Annotated in this window: 16 protein-coding genes and 1 tRNA gene; 5 read left to right on the top strand and 12 right to left on the bottom strand. The window is 58.0% G+C overall.

Annotated features, from left to right (window positions below):
* Positions 1-2 precede the first annotated feature (2 nt).
* Positions 3-917: a Fe(3+) dicitrate ABC transporter substrate-binding protein FecB gene (locus AOA59_RS11655; RefSeq protein ID WP_371919066.1), complete on the bottom strand. Its 915-nt coding sequence runs from the start codon at positions 915-917 to the stop codon at positions 3-5.
* Positions 918-1,169: 252 nt separating this feature from the next.
* Positions 1,170-3,575 (bottom strand): TonB-dependent receptor, encoded by a 2,406-nt coding sequence (locus AOA59_RS11650; protein WP_099487429.1) that lies wholly within the window; start codon positions 3,573-3,575, stop codon positions 1,170-1,172.
* A 166-nt stretch (positions 3,576-3,741) separates the two neighbouring features.
* Here AOA59_RS11650 and AOA59_RS11645 point away from each other — a divergent pair, with 166 nt between their 5' ends.
* Positions 3,742-4,371, top strand: coding sequence for a CatB-related O-acetyltransferase (locus AOA59_RS11645; protein WP_099487426.1), 630 nt, complete (start codon positions 3,742-3,744; stop codon positions 4,369-4,371).
* Positions 4,372-4,376: 5 nt separating this feature from the next.
* On the opposite strand, the gene AOA59_RS11640 is transcribed toward AOA59_RS11645, so the two are convergent.
* Entirely contained in the window at positions 4,377-5,018 is a 642-nt protein-coding gene (locus AOA59_RS11640) for a glycoside hydrolase family 25 protein (protein ID WP_099487424.1), read from the bottom strand.
* Between the two features lie 315 nt (positions 5,019-5,333).
* On the opposite strand from AOA59_RS11640, the gene AOA59_RS11635 reads away from it, so the two are divergent.
* Both AOA59_RS11635 and AOA59_RS11630 read left to right on the top strand, forming a co-directional pair.
* Positions 5,334-5,621, top strand: a complete 288-nt coding sequence (locus tag AOA59_RS11635) for a type II toxin-antitoxin system Phd/YefM family antitoxin (protein ID WP_099487423.1) — start codon at positions 5,334-5,336, stop codon at positions 5,619-5,621.
* Positions 5,611-5,898, top strand: coding sequence for a type II toxin-antitoxin system RelE/ParE family toxin (locus AOA59_RS11630; RefSeq protein WP_371919065.1), 288 nt, complete (start codon positions 5,611-5,613; stop codon positions 5,896-5,898). The genes AOA59_RS11635 and AOA59_RS11630 overlap by 11 nt, the downstream gene beginning before the upstream one ends.
* 322 nt (positions 5,899-6,220) lie before the next feature.
* On the opposite strand, the gene AOA59_RS11625 is transcribed toward AOA59_RS11630, so the two are convergent.
* From AOA59_RS11625 to thrS, 9 genes are all read right to left on the bottom strand, one after another.
* Positions 6,221-6,297: transfer RNA gene (locus AOA59_RS11625), tRNA-Pro, on the bottom strand.
* 90 nt (positions 6,298-6,387) lie between these two features.
* On the bottom strand, positions 6,388-6,744 hold the full coding sequence (locus AOA59_RS11620) for a MerR family transcriptional regulator (protein WP_003174972.1): 357 nt from the start codon (positions 6,742-6,744) through the stop codon (positions 6,388-6,390).
* Positions 6,725-7,027, bottom strand: coding sequence for an integration host factor subunit alpha (ihfA, locus tag AOA59_RS11615; protein ID WP_002553164.1), 303 nt, complete (start codon positions 7,025-7,027; stop codon positions 6,725-6,727). The genes AOA59_RS11620 and ihfA overlap by 20 nt, the downstream gene beginning before the upstream one ends.
* A gap of 3 nt (positions 7,028-7,030) precedes the next feature.
* The gene (gene pheT / locus AOA59_RS11610; protein ID WP_099487421.1) at positions 7,031-9,409 is read right to left on the bottom strand and encodes a phenylalanine--tRNA ligase subunit beta; all 2,379 of its coding nucleotides are present in this window, start codon (positions 9,407-9,409) and stop codon (positions 7,031-7,033) included.
* A gap of 26 nt (positions 9,410-9,435) precedes the next feature.
* The gene (gene pheS / locus AOA59_RS11605) at positions 9,436-10,452 is read right to left on the bottom strand and encodes a phenylalanine--tRNA ligase subunit alpha (RefSeq protein WP_034117607.1); all 1,017 of its coding nucleotides are present in this window, start codon (positions 10,450-10,452) and stop codon (positions 9,436-9,438) included.
* Between the two features lie 109 nt (positions 10,453-10,561).
* Complete coding sequence (rplT, locus tag AOA59_RS11600; RefSeq protein WP_003174975.1) at positions 10,562-10,918, bottom strand: 50S ribosomal protein L20; 357 nt, start codon at positions 10,916-10,918, stop codon at positions 10,562-10,564.
* Between the two features lie 27 nt (positions 10,919-10,945).
* Complete coding sequence (rpmI, locus tag AOA59_RS11595) at positions 10,946-11,140, bottom strand: 50S ribosomal protein L35 (RefSeq protein WP_002553160.1); 195 nt, start codon at positions 11,138-11,140, stop codon at positions 10,946-10,948.
* A 59-nt stretch (positions 11,141-11,199) separates the two neighbouring features.
* A complete protein-coding gene (gene infC / locus AOA59_RS11590; RefSeq protein WP_015884933.1) occupies positions 11,200-11,751 on the bottom strand; it encodes a translation initiation factor IF-3 in 552 nt (183 codons plus the stop codon).
* Positions 11,751-13,673 carry a threonine--tRNA ligase gene (thrS, locus tag AOA59_RS11585; RefSeq protein WP_065911849.1) on the bottom strand — a complete coding sequence of 641 codons (1,923 nt, stop codon included), beginning with the start codon at positions 13,671-13,673 and terminating at the stop codon, positions 11,751-11,753. The genes infC and thrS overlap by 1 nt, the downstream gene beginning before the upstream one ends.
* Before the next feature lie 365 nt (positions 13,674-14,038).
* On the opposite strand from thrS, the gene AOA59_RS11580 reads away from it, so the two are divergent.
* Together AOA59_RS11580 and AOA59_RS11575 are read left to right on the top strand one after the other, a co-directional pair.
* Complete coding sequence (locus AOA59_RS11580; protein WP_099487418.1) at positions 14,039-14,353, top strand: hypothetical protein; 315 nt, start codon at positions 14,039-14,041, stop codon at positions 14,351-14,353.
* Positions 14,354-14,642: 289 nt separating this feature from the next.
* A complete protein-coding gene (locus AOA59_RS11575) occupies positions 14,643-14,855 on the top strand; it encodes a cold-shock protein (RefSeq protein WP_003234260.1) in 213 nt (70 codons plus the stop codon).
* Positions 14,856-14,908: the final 53 nt, after the last annotated feature.

Genomic DNA, 14,908 nt, shown 5'->3' with positions numbered 1-14,908 from the left:
GGTTATTGGCTCAATACGGCTTTGCCGCCCTTGAGAATCGCCAGAGTGTCTTCAGCGATTTGCTCCGACGCCAATACACCTCGGTTACGCGCCCAACTGTCGCCATCGACCTCGGCCACTTGATGATTACGCACCGCGCCGAGCACTTGCCACAACGGCTGCTTGCTCCAGGTGTCGACGATGCTTGGGCGGCGATAGTGACCGACCAGCAACCAGCCAGGGTCAAGCGCGAGCAATTGTTCCAGGCTGACAAATTCAGTCGGCGCGGCCTTTGCGCGTACCAAAGGCACTTTCAGGCCGATGGCTTGCAGCACGCTGCCGGCGTAGGAGTCTGGCCCGTGTACGGAAAAGCTGTCTTCACGAGCAACCCCGAACAACACGCTGGCACCCGCCGGAATCTGCTTGGCAATCGCCTGCAAGTGCTCCCGGTTCTGGGCGATGCGCGCGTGCATCTGCGGGCTTTTGCCCAAGGCCGTGCCGATCAGTTCGGCGGATTTAAGGCTGCCTTCGTAATCTTCCCCACGTGATGGCAGCAACAGGGTCGGCGCGATGCTCGCCAAGTCGCTGTACAAGGCCTGATGACGATTGAGGTCGGCAACGATCAAGTCCGGCTTGAGCCGGGCGATTTCTTCGATGCTCGGTTGCGAACGCAGGCCCACCGACTTCCATTGGCCGATAGCCTGGCGCACACGCGGCAAGACGCGGTTGGCATCGCCATCGTCCGCAGCACCGACCGGCGTGACGTCGACGGCGGCGAGGCTGTCGAGAAAGGAAAACTCCAGCACCACCACGCGCTTGGGCGCATCCGGCAAGTGCACCGCGTGCTGGCCGTCATTGAGGTCAATGGGCGCGGCGTTCAACACGCTGGAAGACAACGCCAGGAGGCAGGCGGCAAGGGTCGGGATGGAGCGCAGCATTCGCATGACAAAGACCTCGGCGTTAAAACACCCCGGCTGGACGGGCTGGGGAAAACGGCGGGTACTATTCCATATTGAGGCGATGCAATCAAAAAACATTCTTATTAACGCAGCAATTTTAGGGTGTGGTCTGGCTTGTGTGGGAGCTGGCTTGCCTGCGATAGCATCGACCGGGTCTTACTGACAGACCGAGGTGTCTGTATCGCAGGCAAGCCAGCTCCAACATTGGCCTTCCCCACATAATCCCTGCGTTTAGAAGTCCACCGTGGCCGACAGCAAATAGGTGCGCGGCGTGGACAGGGTCAGGCCCGGCTCACTGTCATCCGAAGCACCCGCCGAACTCCAGTAGCGTTTATCGGCGACGTTCTCGACGTTCGCCCGCAAGGTGATGTGCTTATCGTCGACCTTGAAGGCATAGCGCGCACCGACGTCAAGGCGGGTCCAGGCATCGATCTCCTTGACGTTGGATTGGTCCAGGTATTGGGAGCTTGAGTAGATACCCCGGCTGGTCAGGGTCAAGCCCTCCACCGTCGGCACATCCCACTCGGCGCCCAGGTTGACGTTGTACTTGGGCGTGGCCGGCGCGCGGTTGCCGTCGAAAGTGCCGTTGGTGGTGTGGGTCAGTTCGCTATCGATAAACATCACGCCACCCAGCAGGCGCACGCCCTTGAGCGGCTCGCCGAACACGCTCAGTTCCACGCCGTCGTTCTGGCGTTTGCCGTTGGGGCCGAACACCCGTGTAATGGCGTTGGTTTCGTAGGCCGGCTGCTTCATACGGAACACCGCAGCCGTCACGGCAAAAGCGCCGGCGTCGTATTTGGCGCCTACTTCCACCTGGCGGCTGACAAACGGCGGAAAGATTTCATCTTCGTTGATCGAGGTCGACGGCGCGATTTTGCCTTGGCTCAGGCCTTCCATGTAGTTGGCGTACAGCGACAGTTTGTCGGTGGCTTTAAACAGGATGCCGCCGGAGGGCGAGACTTTTTCCTCATCGTAGGCCGTAGCGCCTTTGACGTTGTCGGTCCAGTCATCGACCTTGACCCGCTGCCAGCGCGCGCCGAGGGTCAGCAATAAACGCTCGTCGAAAAAGCCCAGGGTATCGGACAGCGCCACGCCACTGAAGCGGTTCTCGGTGTAGACCTTGGAATCCAGGCGTGTCGGCCGTGAAGGGGTTGGGGTTTCTACCGGGTTGTACAGGTTGCTCGGCGCCGCTGCGTACCGGGCGCCGCCGTTTTCAAAGTCCATGTAGAAGTAGCTGGCCGCCAGGTTGATCTCATGGCTGACCGGCCCGGTATGCAACCAACTGCGCACGCCGGCGGTGGCGGTGCGCACGTTTTCATCGCGGGTGAAATCCCGTGGCAATACGCTGAAATCCCCGGCGTTGTTAGTGACGGACACCGCGTGACGCAAGAAGTCGTGGTTACTTTTACGCGCACCGACGCCGCCATACAGCATCACGCTGTCACTGAGGTCGAACTCGCCGTTGACCGTGCCGAAGGTGTCATCGGTACGGGCTTTGCTCCAGGGCTGTGCGTAGTTATGCCGTACGTCATTGGCGCTCGGCACCTTGGCATTGGCGCCGACTTGTACACGCTCTTGCGGCGCGTCGGTGTCGCGTTCGGTGTGGCCGATATCCGTGGAAAGGCGCAGGCGCTCGCCGCGAAAATCCAGGCCCAGCACCGCCATTTCACGGTCGACGCTCTGGTGATCCCATTCGGTATCGCCGGACTGCTTCACGCCATTGAAACGAATGCCGAATTTGTTGTCCTCACCAAAGCGCCGCCCCACATCCACCGCGCCACCGGCCTGGCTGCCGGACGCCCAGGTGCCGGTCAGCGAGGTGATGTCCTTGTCGGTGGCGCGCTTGGGCACCACGTTGATCCCGCCGCCCACACTGCCGCGCGGCGAGATGCCGTTGATCAACTGGCTCGGGCCTTTGAGGATGTCGACGCGCTCAGCCATCTCCATGTCGATGGTGTAGGTGGGCAGTACGCCATAGAGGCCGTTGTAGGCCACATCACTGTTGAACAGGCTGAACCCGCGAATGGTGAACTGCTCGTAGCGCCCGCCCGCCGGGTTGGTGGCGCGCACCGACGGGTCGCTGGCGACCAGGTCGCCGAGGGTACGCGCCTGCTGGTTCTTGACCGCCTCGGCGGTATAGGTGGTCATGCTGAACGGGGTTTCCATAAAGTCCCGCGAGCCGAGCAGGCCTTGCGAGCCACGCCGCGCCACTTGGCCACCGGCGTAGGTATCGCCATCGGCCAACCCAGTGGTGCCGACGATGGACGTGGGTGCCAATTGCAGGCTGCCGCTTTCCGGCACCGGCATCAGCCTGTAGGCCTGCGCGCCCATCGGTTGCAATTGCAGGCCCGAGCCCGTCAGTAACTGGGCAAAGCCCTCCTCCACGCCGTATTCACCCGACAAACCGGCGCTGCTGCGACCGCTGACCAGCGCCGGGTCCACCGACAGGTTGACCCCGGCGAGCCCGGCGAAGCGCGTCAATGCGGCGCTCAGGCTACCGGCCGGCACCTGGTAACTGCGGCGGGCGGTGCTGTCTTCGGCATAGCTGAGTGGGACAAATAACGGGCTGGCACCGAGGCTCAGCATCAGACTCAGGTTCAGCAACGGGCGCAAGCGCATGGGTCGGACTGCGGGCATGGGGAGAAGCTCTCGATTTTGTTCACTTACCTGCAATGACAGGCGAGGCGCAAAAAAGGGACAGGGGCTGGCGATTTTTTCAGAAGATAAAGCCTTCGTCTTGCATCGAGGGCAGCCATTGCTCACGATGTCGCCTGTTTTCAATCTCTGCATAAAGGCTCACCGCATGAAGCTATTGCGTAAATGGCGCGAAAAAAAAGCGCGCAAGGCAATACGCGCGCTCTCCCCGCTGGAGCGCTCTACGCAAAAACTGCGCAACCGCTATCCAAACTACAGCTTTGGCATAGGCACCTACGGCGATTTGAAGGTGCACGACTGGCATGAGGGCACGACCCTGCGTGTCGGCGCCTACACCTCGATTGCCGGCAATGTGGACGTGTATTTGGGCGGCCATCATCGCACCGACTGGCTCAGTTGCTACCCCTTCCCGGCCAAGATGAAAAGCCTCGCGCACATTACCGACTTTGGTGGCAGCAAAGGCGACGTGATCATTGGCAATGATTGCTGGATCAGCTCCCACGCGAAAATTCTGTCGGGCGTGACGATCGGCAATGGCGCAGTCGTGGCAGCAGGCGCGATAGTGACCAAGGATGTGGCGCCTTACGCCATCGTCGGCGGCAACCCGGCCAAACATATCCGCTGGCGTTTTGACGAGCCGACTCGGTTGATCCTTGAGCAATCCGCTTGGTGGGATTGGCCGGAGGCGGAGGTGCGTGAGGTGGCGCACTTGCTGTGCAGTACGGATATTGCGCCGTTTGTGGAGTACCTCAGCCAGCGAACGCGTTCGGCTGGCTGAAGCCTTCAGCGCTTGATCCAATCCAGATCCACCGCCCCTTGAATGCCATCAACCTGACCTTTGCTGCTGTGCTGCCACCAGAGCCAGCTCTTGCCGTGGCTACGCCAGGTTTCGGGCACCGTCGGCTGCCTGGCATCCCAGTGGGCGATCCACAACGGGCACGGGCTGAAATCGTACTTTCGCCACGCCACACGGTCAGCCCAGATGCTCGGTGACGTGTAGATGTAGGGATGCGCGCCATCGAGCACCTGCGTGCTGAGCAGCGTTACCAGTTCGTGCAAGGTATCGGCCATCTGATCCGGGCTCGCCGTTTCATTGCGCGAGGTTTCTACATCAATGGCCAGGATGTGCTTCCCGACCTCGAAGTTGGCCTCGCAGAGCCGCTGCCGAATATTGGCCAGTTGTTCGCCCGGGGTACTGCTCAGGGCACGAAAGTAGTGGTAAACCCCCGCAGTCATACCCTGGGCCAGCATCCCGGCAAAGTTCGTCGCAAACCGAGGGTCAGTGTAGGTGCCACCTTCGGTCATCTTCACAACGGCATGGGTGACACCGGCTGACGCGACGCGGCGCCAGTCGATCTCTCCTTGCCAGCGCGATACATCAATGCCAAGAGCATGGGTGGTTGGGGTTTGCTGTTCACAACTCATGAGTTTCTCCAAGACGCCGGGTGCGTTATGCAACCTTTCATCTCGGATACTTTCATCCTTAGGCGCGGAAAAACCGTATATGAATACTGCCTGCGTAGGGATATCTCGGGTGCACCCGTTCCCAGTCCTGCTTATCCGAGCGCCCAGCGCAGTGAGCCACTCAGCGGGACGAGAAACATCGCCGTACTCAGCGGGCTCCACTTAGAAAGTGCAATCACTGAAAGTAGCCGACCAAGAAGCTCGAGCAGATTTGCTATGCACTTGTAAACCGCGAACAAAAAGACCAGAATAAAGACCTATTTAGGAGTCTTATCTATGCAATATATCCTGGCTGATGTGGCGGTGAGCGTTTCCGAACTCAAGAAGAATCCCTCCTCCGTCTTGAGCGACGCCAACGGCCAGGCCGTAGCCGTACTGAACCACAACCGCGTCATGGGCTACATGGTTCCGGCAAATGTCTACGAAGCGATGGTAGAGCGCCTGGACGAGCTGGAGCTGGTGCAACTGGTCAAGGCTCGGCTCGACGCCAACGAAACACCCGTTCGAGTATCCCTCGACGATCTGATTGGCGAGGCGCAGGCAGATATCGCCAATGGCCATTGATTACGAAATCGAGTGGGATCCGAAAGCGCTGAAGGAATTGCGTAAGCTCGACGGCACAATACGCCTCCAATTTCTGAAAAAGCTCCAAGAGCGGCAGGAAGGCCCGCGAGTACCAGGTGATGCGCTTCACGGCATGAAGGATTGCTACAAGATCAAATTGCGCGGAGCCGGGTATCGGCTGGTGTATCGCGTAGAGGATGAGAGGATTGTCATTCTGGTGCTGGCCGTAGGCAAGCGAGAGCGCAGTTCGGTGTATGAGCAAGCGGGGAAGCGGTAGGCAGATACAAGAAAAGAAGCCCGGCTCTGGGCCAGGCTATGATTTTGAAAGCAACCCTCAGCTCTCGGCAGAAGCCATCAAGGCGCTACTCGGCAGTTTTGCGTCGTGCGCTTACCACGAGTTTTTGCGCTTCTTCACCGGTCGTAGTGATCCCTGACACTGCTGCCTCATTAGCAGTGGCAAACCCTTTGAGTCTTTCTGTTTTGGAGTCGTAGAACTGTCGAGAGGCCTCTTCAAGCATAGATTTCCGAATCAGTTATCTAAAAGCAGCGCGCATGAAAAAGCCCAACCTTTTCAGATTGGGCTAAATCATTGAATAATATGGTCGGGACGGAGTGATTCGAACACTCGACCCCTAGCACCCCATGCTAGTGCGCTACCGGACTGCGCTACGCCCCGACTAGGCGTGTTACTGGGTTTGCTTCGTAACGAAGCGATCCGGAATATACCGCAAGCTTTTGAAATGTGGAAGTATTTTAAAAGCTTGTATCACTTCTTCAACACCACCAGCACATCTTCGAGTTCCGAAATCATCTGGCGGATCAGTTGTTTGTATTGGGTGGTGTCGTCTTTGGCTTCATCACCGGACATACGCTGGCGCGCGCCGCTGATGGTGAAACCCTGGTCGTACAGCAACGCACGGATCTGTCGGATCATCAGCACATCCTGGCGCTGATAATACCGACGGTTCCCGGTGCGTTTGACGGGGTTGAGTTGAGGAAACTCCTGCTCCCAATAGCGCAGCACGTGCGGTTTCACCGCACAAAGCTCGCTGACTTCACCGATGGTGAAGTAGCGTTTGCCTGGGATGACGGGTAGTTCGTCGTTATGACTTGGTTCCAGCATAAGCCTCAACTCGGGCCTTCAACTTCTGCCCTGGACGAAAGGTGACCACACGGCGAGCCGTGATCGGGATTTCTTCTCCCGTTTTTGGATTGCGGCCAGGCCGCTGGCGTTTGTCCCGCAGGTCAAAATTGCCGAAACCGGACAATTTGACCTGTTCGTTGTCTTCCAGAGCGTGCCGAATTTCTTCAAAGAACAGCTCGACCAATTCCTTGGCTTCGCGTTTGTTCAGACCCAACTCTTCGTACAGACGTTCCGCCATCTCAGCTTTCGTCAAAGCCCCCATACGTCACTTCCTTAACGTGGCGTTCAACCTTTGTTCGAGCGAGGTGAGGATATTTTGTGTCGTGGTATTCACCTCATCGTCATTAAGAGTGCGCGATGGATGCTGCCAGGTCAAGCCAACTGCAAGGCTTTTTCTATGCGGATCAATGCCTTTACCCTGATAGACGTCAAATAGCCTGAGGTCTGTCAGCCATTCCCCTGCATTTTCACGGATTACGTCCAGAACGGCAGTGGCGGCCACTTCACGGTCGGCGATCAGCGCGAGGTCACGACGCACTTCAGGGAAGCGCGACAACTCGCTGAATTTAGGCATCTTGCCCGACGCCACTTCAGCCAGAACCAGCTCAAAAACGAATACCGGACGGTCCAGACCCAGGGTTTTCGACAGCTCTGGGTGGATGGCACCGACAAAACCCACCAAACGCCCTTCGCGCTCGATACGTGCAGTCTGGCCCGGGTGCAATGCCGGGTGGCTACCAGGCACAAACGTGAAGTCATCCAGTGCACCGGCAAAGCCGAGCACCGCTTCCACATCGGCTTTAACGTCGAAGAAGTCCACGCCATCGCGGCCCTGTGCCCAGCCTTCTGGCAGGCGGCTACCGCAGACAACACCCGCCAGCATCGGCTCTTGCTTGAGGTCGTCAAGTTGACCGACAAAACGCAGGCCGCTTTCGAACATGCGCACGCGGTCTTGCTGACGGTTCAGGTTATGGGACAGTGCCTTGACCAGACCCGGCCACAGCGACGAACGCATGGCGGCCATGTCATTGGAGATCGGGTTGGCCAACAGCAACGGCTCAACACCTGGGTTGAACAGTTCAAACTGCTTTGGATCGATGAAGCTGTAAGTCACCGCTTCCTGGTAGCCACGGGCAACCAGCAGGCGACGCAACTCCGGCAGGTGCGCACGCGCTTCGGCCTTGGGTTGCGGTGCCAAACGCGCTTGCGGGTAGCGAACCGGCAGGCGGTTGTAGCCGTACAGGCGGGCCAGCTCTTCGATCAGGTCGACTTCCAGGCTGATATCGAAACGATGGCTTGGCACTTCTACGTGCCACTGCCCTTCCCCACCGGCGGAAATACCCAGGCCGAGTGCGGACAGCAGTTGCTCGATTTGTGCAGGATCAATCACCAGGCCAAGCATTTGCTCGACGCTTTTGGCACGCAGAGTGATCGGTGCAACCGACGGCAGGAACTGCTCGTTGACGGTTTCGGTGATCGGGCCGGCTTCGCCGCCGGTGATTTCCAGCAGCAGGCCAGTGGCGCGCTCCATGGCTTCACGGGCCAGCTTCCAGTCCACACCACGCTCATAGCGGTGCGACGCATCGGTGTGCAGGCCGTAGGAACGGGCCTTGCCAGCGATGGCGATCTGGTCGAAGAACGCGCTCTCAAGGAAAATATCGCGGGTGGTTTCGGACACACCGCTGTGCTCGCCACCCATCACGCCGGCAATCGCCAGGGCGCGGGAATGGTCGGCAATTACCAGGGTATCGGCGCGCAGGCTGACTTCCTGGCCGTCGAGCAGTACCAGCTTCTCGCCTTCTTCGGCCATGCGCACGCGGATGCCGCCATTGATTTCGGCGAGATCGAAGGCGTGCAGCGGTTGGCCCAGCTCCAGCATCACGTAGTTGGTGATGTCCACGGCAGCATCGATGCTGCGCACGTCGGCGCGACGCAGGCGCTCAACCATCCACAGCGGGGTTGGCTTGGACAGGTCGACGTTGCGGATCACACGACCCAGGTAACGTGGGCAGGCGTTTGGCGCCAGTACGTCGATAGGGCGCACTTCGTCATGCACTGCAGCGATTGCGGCCACCACTGGGCGGGTGACCGGGGCGTTGTACAGCGCGCCCACTTCACGGGCCAGACCAGCGAGAGACAGGCAGTCACCCCGGTTTGGGGTCAGGTCGACCTCAATGCTGGCGTCTTCCAGTTCCAGGTAGACACGAATGTCCTGGCCCACTGGCGCATCGGCCGGCAGTTCCATCAGGCCATCATTGCCCTCGCCGACTTGCAGTTCAGCCTGGGAGCACAGCATGCCGTTGGACTCAACGCCACGCAGCTTGGCTTTCTTGATCTTGAAGTCGCCCGGCAGTTCGGCGCCGATCATGGCAAAAGGGATCTTCAGGCCCGGGCGCACGTTAGGCGCTCCGCACACGACCTGGAAGGTTTCTGCGCCGTTACTGACCTGGCACACACGCAGCTTATCGGCATCGGGGTGCTGCTCGGTGCTCAGCACCTCGCCCACCACCACGCCGGTGAAAACACCGGCGGCCGGCGTGACGCTATCGACCTCAAGGCCGGCCATCGACAGACGAGCAACCAACTCGTCGCGATCTACCTGCGGGCTTACCCAGCCACGCAGCCATTGTTCACTGAATTTCATCCTGCTCTCCTAAAGATTCGTTACGACTAGCGAAATTGCGCGAGGAACCGCAAGTCGTTGTCGAAGAACAGACGCAAGTCGTTCACGCCGTAACGCAGCATGGCCAGGCGCTCAACGCCCATGCCGAAGGCAAAGCCCGAGAACTCTTCCGGGTCGATCCCGGACATGCGCAGCACGTTAGGGTGAACCATGCCGCAGCCCATCACTTCCAGCCAGCCGGTCTGCTTGCAGACGCGGCAGCCTTTGCCGCTGCACATCACGCATTCCATGTCGACTTCAGCGGATGGCTCGGTGAACGGGAAGAACGATGGACGGAAACGCACCGCCAGCTCTTTCTCGAAGAACACCCGCAGGAACTCTTCGATGGTGCCTTTGAGGTCGGCGAAATTGATGTCGCGATCGACCAGCAGGCCTTCGACCTGGTGGAACATCGGCGAGTGGGTGATATCCGAGTCGCTGCGGTACACACGGCCTGGGCAGACGATGCGGATCGGCGGCTTGTTCGCTTCCATGGTGCGGACCTGTACCGGCGAGGTATGGGTGCGCAACAGCATGTTCGCGTTGAAATAGAAGGTGTCGTGCATCGACCGGGCCGGGTGATGGCCTGGGATGTTGAGCGCCTCGAAGTTGTGATAGTCGTCTTCGACCTCGGGGCCTTCGGCAATGCCGTAGCCGATGTGGGTGAAGAACTGCTCGATACGTTCCAGAGTCCGGGTGATCGGATGCAGACCGCCCGAGGCCTGGCCACGACCAGGCAGGGTGACGTCAATGGACTCGGCGGCGAGCTTGGCCGCAAGATCGGCCTCCTCGAGCGACGCCTTGCGCGCATTGAGCACCTCGGTGACACGCTCCTTGGCAACGTTGATCAGCGCGCCGACTTGCGGGCGCTCTTCAGCCGGCAAATTCCCCAGGGTCTTCATCACCTGAGTCAATTCACCTTTTTTGCCAAGGTAGTGAACCCGGATTTGCTCCAGGGCATTTACATCTTCAGCGCTATGCACAGCCTCAAGAGCTTGGGCAACGAGCGCATCCAGGTTTTCCATGTACAGACTCCAGATACAAAATAGGGGAAGAGCTTGAAGGCTCTTCCCCTATTTATGACGTTTACCACCTTGGGCTACAGGAGCAGCCCAGGGTGACTGTCGGGGGTACTTAAGCCAAAGTGGCTTTAGCTTTCTCGACAATCGCAGCAAACACCGCTTTTTCGTTCACGGCCAGTTCAGCCAGAACCTTACGGTCGATTTCGATGGACGCTTTTTTCAGGCCAGCGATGAAACGGCTGTAGGACAGACCGTTAACACGTGCACCAGCATTGATACGAGCGATCCACAGAGCGCGGAACTGACGTTTTTTCTGACGACGGTCGCGGTAGGCGTATTGGCCTGCCTTGATTACCGCTTGCTTGGCAACACGGAATACGCGTGAACGCGCGCCGTAGTAGCCTTTAGCAAGTTTCAGAATTTTTTTGTGACGCTTACGGGCAATGACGCCACGCTTTACACGAGCCATGAGTTATTCCTCTATTCTTGACTAAAATTAACGAAGGCGCAGCATGCGCTCGACTTTTGCCACGTCAGACGGATGCAGCAAGCTGCTACCGCGCAGTTGACGCTTACGCTTGGTCGACATTTTGGTCAGAATGTGGCTCTTGAAAGCGTGCTTGTGCTTGATACCGTTAGCAGTTTTCAGAAACCGCTTAGCAGCACCACTTTTAGTTTTCATCTTTGGCATGTTCGGTACTCCGCATTCAGTTGATAAACATAATCAGAAGGCCTGCCGTGCCCTGTTAATTACTTCTTCTTTTTCGGGGCGATGACCATAATAAGCTGGCGTCCTTCCATCTTAGGATGCTGTTCGACCGAACCGTACTCGAGCAGGTCAGCTTCAACCCGCTTGAGGAGTTCCATCCCCAGCTCCTGGTGGGCCATCTCACGGCCGCGGAATCGCAAGGATACCTTGGCCCTGTCCCCATCACTCAGGAAACGTACCAGGTTGCGCAGTTTTACCTGGTAATCCCCTTCCTCCGTCCCTGGACGAAACTTGATTTCTTTTACTTGAATCTGCTTCTGGTTCTTCTTCGCTGCGGCAACCTGTTTCTTCTTCTCGAAGATCGATTTGCCGTAGTCCATCACCCGACAAACAGGTGGGATTGCATCGGCGGAGATTTCCACCAGGTCCAATTTGGACTCTTCAGCAATACGAAGCGCTTCATCAATCGAGACGATGCCAATCTGCTCGCCGTCAGCGCCAATTAACCGAACCTCGCGTGCCGAGATATTCTCGTTGATCGGGGCTTTCGGTGCAGCTCGTTTATCTTGTCTCATTTCACGCTTAATAATAATTACTCCGAATCTGGGCGACCACGCCGGGAAACCGCTTGCGCGAGGAACTCAGCGAACTGGGCGACGGGCATCGAGCCCAGGTCAGCACCTTCACGAGTACGCACAGCGACAGTCTGCATCTCGACTTCCCGATCTCCGATAACCAAAAGATAGGGAACCTTGAGCAAAGTATGCTCACGGATTTTAAAGCCGATCTTTTCATTTCTCAAGTCGGACTTGGCACGAAATCCGCTTTCGTTGAGAGTTTTTTCAACTTCAGCGGCAAAATCGGCCTGTTTATCAGTGATATTCATGATCACTGCCTGGGTCGGAGCCAGCCACGCAGGGAATGCACCCTCGTAGTGCTCGATCAGGATACCCACGAACCGTTCGAACGAGCCGAGGATCGCCCGGTGCAGCATAACCGGGTGCTTACGGCTGTTATCCTCGGAGACGTATTCGGCTCCCAAACGGATCGGCAGGTTAAAATCGAGCTGCAGGGTACCACACTGCCAGACGCGACCAAGGCAATCTTTCAGCGAGAACTCGATCTTCGGACCGTAGAAGGCGCCCTCACCCGGCTGCAGATCGTACGCAAGGCCCGCGCTGTCTAGCGCAGCGGCCAGTGCGGATTCAGCGCGATCCCACAGTTCGTCCGAGCCAACACGTTTTTCCGGACGAGTGGACAGCTTCATCTCGACTTCGGTGAAGCCGAAATCGCGGTAAACGTCCATGGTCAGCTTGATGAACGCGGCGGATTCGGCCTGCATCTGCTCTTCGGTGCAGAAAATGTGGGCGTCGTCCTGGGTGAAGCCACGCACACGCATGATGCCGTGCAGCGCACCCGACGGCTCGTTACGGTGGCAGGCACCGAATTCGGCCAGGCGCATCGGCAACTCGCGGTAGCTCTTCAGGCCCTGATTGAACACCTGCACGTGGCACGGGCAGTTCATCGGCTTGATGGCGTAGTCGCGGTTTTCCGACTGAGTGGTGAACATGTTGTCGGCGTAGTTGGCCCAGTGCCCGGATTTCTCCCACAGGCTACGGTCAACAACCTGAGGCGTCTTGATCTCCAGGTAGCCGTTGTCGCGCTGAACCTTGCGCATGTACTGCTCGAGCACCTGGTACAGGGTCCAGCCGTTCGGGTGCCAGAACACCATGCCCGGCGCCTCTTCCTGGAGGTGGAACAGGTTCAGGCGCTTGCCGATTTTGCGGTGGTCGCGCTTTTCAGCTTCTTCGATGCGCTGGATGTAGGCCGCCAGCTGCTTCTTGTCAGCCCAGGCCGTGCCGTAGATCCGCTGCAATTGCTCGTTCTTCGCGTCACCGCGCCAGTAGGCACCCGACAGCTTGGTCAGCTTGAACGACTTGAGAAAGCGCGTGTTCGGCACGTGCGGGCCACGGCACATGTCGACATATTCTTCGTGGTAATACAGGCCCATGGCCTGTTCGTCCGGCATGTCTTCCACCAGACGCAGCTTGTAGTCTTCGCCACGGGCGGTAAACACGTCGATGACTTCGGCGCGTGGCGTGACCTTCTTGATCACGTCGTAATCTTTTTCGATCAGCGCGTGCATGCGCGCTTCGATAGCCGCCAGGTCGTCCGGAGTGAAAGGACGCTCATAGGCGATATCGTAATAGAAGCCTTCGTCAATGACGGGGCCGATCACCATTTTTGCCGTCGGGTAAAGCTGCTTGACCGCATGACCGATCAGGTGCGCACAAGAGTGGCGAATGATCTCCAGCCCCTCTTGATCCTTGGGCGTGATGATTTGCAGGCTGGCATCAGTGGTAATCAGGTCGCTGGCATCCACCAGCTTACCGTCGACCTTGCCGGCCACGGTGGCCTTGGCAAGACCTGCACCAATGGATGCGGCGACCTCGGCTACGGAAACCGAATGATCGAATGAACGTTGACTGCCGTCGGGAAGAGTAATAGTTGGCATGGCGCCTCCTCTCCTAGTGGTGACCCCTACCAAAGGTCACGTGGGTTGGGATGAGCCAGTACAAGATCCAACACCAGGCCGTTCAGTGATGAACGCCTGCCTTACAGCGGCAGGAGCCTTTCGGCCAACCGATAATCGAACCAGAGTGACTGGAGTGAACTCAAAGAACATGGCAAGGCGGCAATGGGCGCGCCTGGAAATAGCCAAGCCGAGGATGCTAGCACAGATGAACGGTCATCGCGCCTGCCGCGCCTGATGAAACATAAAATCCCGTGTTTGATGCCTGCAAAAGTGAACTTGGGCTGTACGAAAGCCCTCAAACCCGCTGAGAATCGCTGTTTGCCCACGAATCAAAGGAGCACTTCATGATGCGCTTTACCTCGACCCTCGCTCTCGCCGCTTCCCTGACCCTCCTTTCCCTCGGCGCGCAGGCTGCCGCCCCGTCGAACTGGCCAGCCGGTGCCCGCGACAGCTTCATTGCAGATTGCAGTGCCGCCGCCAGCCAGAGCGTTGATGCCAAAACCGCCAAAGACCATTGCGAATGCGGCGCCGACAAGATCAATGCCGAATTGAGCACTGCCGAAATCAAGGAACTCATGACCAACCAGAACGCCAAGCCGGAGCTGAAAAACAAAGCTGTCGCGGCGATTTCGTCCTGCAAAGTCGTGAAGAAAAAATAACCACGACCTCTGATCAGACGGCCATTTGACTGAAAAAACAGCCTGAAAACTGCCATTTCGCACAAATTACGCAGCTTTTACGGCTTTTTTTAACAGCTGATATTTCGCAGCAAAGCCCCGTAAATCGGGGCTTTCAGCCGACCAAGGCACTAAACGCAACGCTATTGATTAGCAAACAATGCCTTGGGGGGGCTTACAAGCCGAACATTTCGACTATGATACCCCGGTGTGCCCAGTTGGCCTGAGCAGCACAGCACTACTGAAAATATATGTTTCTTGGAGATACACCATGTCTAATCGCCAAACCGGCACCGTTAAATGGTTCAACGATGAAAAAGGCTTCGGCTTCATCACTCCTCAAGGTGGCGGTGACGACCTGTTCGTACACTTCAAAGCTATCGAAAGCGACGGTTTCAAAAGCCTGAAAGAAGGCCAAACCGTTTCCTTCGTGGCTGAGAAAGGCCAAAAGGGTATGCAAGCTGCACAGGTTCGCGGCGAGTAATTCTCCGCTGAGCAAAAAAAACCCCGTCCATGTGACGGGGTTTTTTATGGGCG

It is taken from the genome of Pseudomonas sp. 2822-15, assembly GCF_002742515.1.
GTDB lineage: Bacteria > Pseudomonadota > Gammaproteobacteria > Pseudomonadales > Pseudomonadaceae > Aquipseudomonas > Aquipseudomonas salomonii.
This window is presented reverse-complemented; position numbering and strand designations above follow the sequence as displayed.

Bases quoted from the DNA above. Each gene is read 5' to 3' on its own strand.
- AOA59_RS11655 (WP_371919066.1), bottom strand. From the start codon at position 917: ATGCTGCGCTCCATCCCGACCCTTGCCGCCTGCCTCCTGGCGTTGTCT.
- AOA59_RS11650 (WP_099487429.1), bottom strand. From the start codon at position 3,575: ATGCCCGCAGTCCGACCCATGCGCTTGCGCCCGTTGCTGAACCTGAGT.
- AOA59_RS11645 (WP_099487426.1), top strand. From the start codon at position 3,742: ATGAAGCTATTGCGTAAATGGCGCGAAAAAAAAGCGCGCAAGGCAATA.
- AOA59_RS11640 (WP_099487424.1), bottom strand. From the start codon at position 5,018: ATGAGTTGTGAACAGCAAACCCCAACCACCCATGCTCTTGGCATTGAT.
- AOA59_RS11635 (WP_099487423.1), top strand. From the start codon at position 5,334: ATGCAATATATCCTGGCTGATGTGGCGGTGAGCGTTTCCGAACTCAAG.
- AOA59_RS11630 (WP_371919065.1), top strand. From the start codon at position 5,611: ATGGCCATTGATTACGAAATCGAGTGGGATCCGAAAGCGCTGAAGGAA.
- AOA59_RS11620 (WP_003174972.1), bottom strand. From the start codon at position 6,744: ATGCTGGAACCAAGTCATAACGACGAACTACCCGTCATCCCAGGCAAA.
- ihfA (WP_002553164.1), bottom strand. From the start codon at position 7,027: ATGGGGGCTTTGACGAAAGCTGAGATGGCGGAACGTCTGTACGAAGAG.
- pheT (WP_099487421.1), bottom strand. From the start codon at position 9,409: ATGAAATTCAGTGAACAATGGCTGCGTGGCTGGGTAAGCCCGCAGGTA.
- pheS (WP_034117607.1), bottom strand. From the start codon at position 10,452: ATGGAAAACCTGGATGCGCTCGTTGCCCAAGCTCTTGAGGCTGTGCAT.
- rplT (WP_003174975.1), bottom strand. From the start codon at position 10,918: ATGGCTCGTGTAAAGCGTGGCGTCATTGCCCGTAAGCGTCACAAAAAA.
- rpmI (WP_002553160.1), bottom strand. From the start codon at position 11,140: ATGCCAAAGATGAAAACTAAAAGTGGTGCTGCTAAGCGGTTTCTGAAA.
- thrS (WP_065911849.1), bottom strand. From the start codon at position 13,673: ATGCCAACTATTACTCTTCCCGACGGCAGTCAACGTTCATTCGATCAT.
- AOA59_RS11580 (WP_099487418.1), top strand. From the start codon at position 14,039: ATGATGCGCTTTACCTCGACCCTCGCTCTCGCCGCTTCCCTGACCCTC.
- AOA59_RS11575 (WP_003234260.1), top strand. From the start codon at position 14,643: ATGTCTAATCGCCAAACCGGCACCGTTAAATGGTTCAACGATGAAAAA.